General features: G+C 69.4%; 2 protein-coding genes. One reads left to right on the top strand and one right to left on the bottom strand.

Going from position 1 to position 2814, the window contains the following annotated elements; genetic code table 11:
- Nucleotides 1-132 precede the first annotated feature (132 nt).
- Nucleotides 133-1191, top strand: a complete 1059-nt coding sequence (locus GPA_RS02180; protein WP_015538810.1) for a nucleoid-associated protein — start codon at nucleotides 133-135, stop codon at nucleotides 1189-1191.
- 53 nt (nucleotides 1192-1244) lie between these two features.
- On the opposite strand, the gene GPA_RS02175 is transcribed toward GPA_RS02180, so the two are convergent.
- On the bottom strand, nucleotides 1245-2657 hold the full coding sequence (locus tag GPA_RS02175) for an ABC transporter permease (protein ID WP_049783981.1): 1413 nt from the start codon (nucleotides 2655-2657) through the stop codon (nucleotides 1245-1247).
- Nucleotides 2658-2814 lie beyond the last annotated feature (157 nt).

The following is a 2814-nucleotide window of genomic DNA, read 5'->3' as shown; positions in this document are numbered from 1 at the left end:
GACGGCTGCCGACGTGCGGCGGCTCATCGCCGACGTGCAGGCGCGCGTGCGCGAGAGCGCGGGCGTGGAGCTCGTGCCCGAGGTGCGCCTGTGGGGGTTCGAGGAAATGGAAGAGAAAGAGGAAAGCCGTTCATGAAGATAAACCATGCCATCCTGCACGTCTTCGACTTCGTGTCGTGCGTGAACGTGTACGCCCAGGAGGAGCTGGACCTTGCCAGCAAGAACGCGAAGCGCTACGTGACGAGCCATGCAAAGAAGGCGCTCGGCAACATGGACAGCAAGCGCGGCGAGTTCGCCGAGGACAGCATGTTCGCCGAGGAGCTGCGCGCCTACTTCCGCGGGCAGCGCGGGTTCGTGGACCTGTCCGTCCAGGTGGCGGAGTTCATAGCCGGCGAGCTGGGGCGGATGGAGAAGAGCGAGTCGGCCGACCTCTTGGTGCTCGACTTCGAGGACGATCCCGATACCACGGTGCGCGCGATGGACGACGAGGAGGCCGTGGCCGCCTACGAGGCGCGCGGCAAGCGCTACTTCGCGTTCATGCTGCTGGAGAGCAAACAGGCCTATATGCACGAGGTGGGCTACGGCGAGAGCGGCGCGCAGCGCGTGGACGTGGCGCGCCACCACGCCATCCTGCCGAACCCCTCGCAGAAGGTGGCGTCGTTCGCGGTGGTGGAGTCCAAGACGCTCTCCGTGTCGTTCTGCGACAAGGAGCGCGAGATCGCGGGCGAGCGCCGCTGGCTCATCCCCGACGGCCTCTTGCAATGCTCGATGGAGGCGTCGAGCAAGGAGGTGTTCGACACGGTGGCGCGCCTGGTGGAGGAAGTGGCCGAGGAATACGGCGCCAACACGGCCGTGGCGGTGTCGAAGGCGAAGGCCTACGTGGCCGAGAACGCCGACGAGTCCGACGAGCTGGCCCCGTGGGACCTGGGCGAGGAGGTGTTCGAGGACGAGCCCCTGCAGAAGCGCTTCGAGGAGGCGCTTGCCGAGGAGGCCCTGCCCGAGCGCGTGGTGGTGGAGAAGAGCGTGGCCAAGCGCGTGGCGAAGAGCCACAAGATCCGCACCGACACGGGCATCGACATAACCTTCCCGGCCGAGTACGGCGAGAACCCCGACTTCATCGAGTTCGTGAGCGGCCCGAACGGCCTCATCAACATCGAGCTCAAAAACATCGGCCACATAGAGAACCGCTGAGGGAGGGAGCGCCCCGTCCTGCTCGAGCAGGACGGGGCGAGGAGCCTGCCCTTTTAGATCGCGTCGGCGCGCAGGGCCTCCACGATGCTGCCGGCGCGGGCGCGGACGAGCGCGTAGGCCACGCTCAGGGCGAGCACTGCCAGCACCATGCCCACCGCAGCGCCCACGTAGGCCCATGGCAGCGAGAACGCCAGGCCCTCGAACGCCAGCGACGTGGCCCGGTGGAGCGCCCAGGCCACGGCCGTGGCCGCCGCCAGGCCGATCACGAGGCCGCGCGCCGCGTAGCTCGCGCACTCGTAGGCGAGCATCCGGGCGAACGCGCGGTTGCCCATGCCCGCCGACTTCAGCACCGCGAACTCGCGGGTGCGCAGGATGATGCTGTTCGCCAGCGTGTTGAACACGTTCGCCACCGCGATGAGCGCCATGATGAGGGAGAAGCACATCACGAACAGCTGGATGGCCTGCGTCATCAGGCGGTTTTGGCGCGCGCTCTCCGCGAGGTCGCTCACGTACAGGGTGACGCCGTCGAGGCCCTGCGCGAGCGCCTCGAGCTCCTCGGCGGCCTTCGCGTGGTCGGCCGCCTTGAAGGAGAAGCTTGCGAACGAGTACGTGAACGGGCTGGCGAAGCGGTCGTCCGCAGGGGCGGCGGCCGCGCTCTCGGGAAGGACGAGCGCGGGGAACTGGCTGCTCGCGGCCAAGGCGTTCAGGACGCCGGGCTCGCCCTCGGTGAGCGCGCCCACGTCGAGGACGCGCTTCGCCGCCACCTCCTCGATCGGGAACGTCTCGATACGCTGGTTCGGGTCGTTCCCATCGGTATAGCTTGCAACGAGCTCTCCGTTCGGGCCTTCCCGCAATCCCATGAAGGCCAGGCCCTCGCGGCGATCCACCGTGTACAGCTCGATGCTTCCCGTGCCGGCGAAGGGCTCGGCCGAGACGTAGGTGCCGTCCGCGAGCGTTTCCTGGAACGTGTTCAGGCCGATGGCGCGCGGGTTGTCCGGATCGCAGAACGCCGCCTCGTCCTGGCCCAGCTCCGCCACGAGCGAGCGCCACGAGGCGTCGTCGAGGTAGAACAGCGCCAGGTATCCGAGGTAGTCCCCCTGCGCGTTGAAGCTCGGCGCGCTGTATGCGGCGCGCCGCTCGGCGTCGATGAGCTCGCGCGCCGCCCTCGCCTCGGGCGAGATCATGCCCGCAGGCACGACGGCCTCGGCCTGCCCCTGGCGCGTGGAGCCCAGGAACTCGACCCCCTCGACAGCGCGGGCCTGCTCGAGGAAGCGTTCGAGCTCCTGGGCGTAGGAGTGCAGATCGGCGGTCGACCCTTGCTCGTAGGAGTCCACGTGCGCCGACACCGTGACGTCCGCCTGGCCCGCCGCGCCGCCGCGCCCGACCCGGTCGGAGATGGGCGAGAGCGCGTCGGCCAGGCTGCCGGTGGCCACGATGAGCACCACGCTCACCGCGAGCGACGCCACGACGGTGCGCCCGCGGGAGGCGGAGCGCGAGAGGTTCGGTGCGCCACGAAGCCGGGCACGCCGAAGAGCTTCCCGGCCGTGCCCATCCTCACCTGGGTCCCGGCGGGCGCGGCCGCCTTGCGGCGCGCGCGCTTCGAGAGGCGCACGTCCTGGGTCT

Origin of the sequence: Gordonibacter pamelaeae 7-10-1-b (assembly GCF_000210055.1) — a bacterium.
GTDB classification, from domain to species: domain Bacteria; phylum Actinomycetota; class Coriobacteriia; order Coriobacteriales; family Eggerthellaceae; genus Gordonibacter; species Gordonibacter pamelaeae.
The sequence above is the reverse complement of the archived record's forward strand: the minus strand, read 5'-3'. Positions and strand labels throughout refer to the sequence as shown.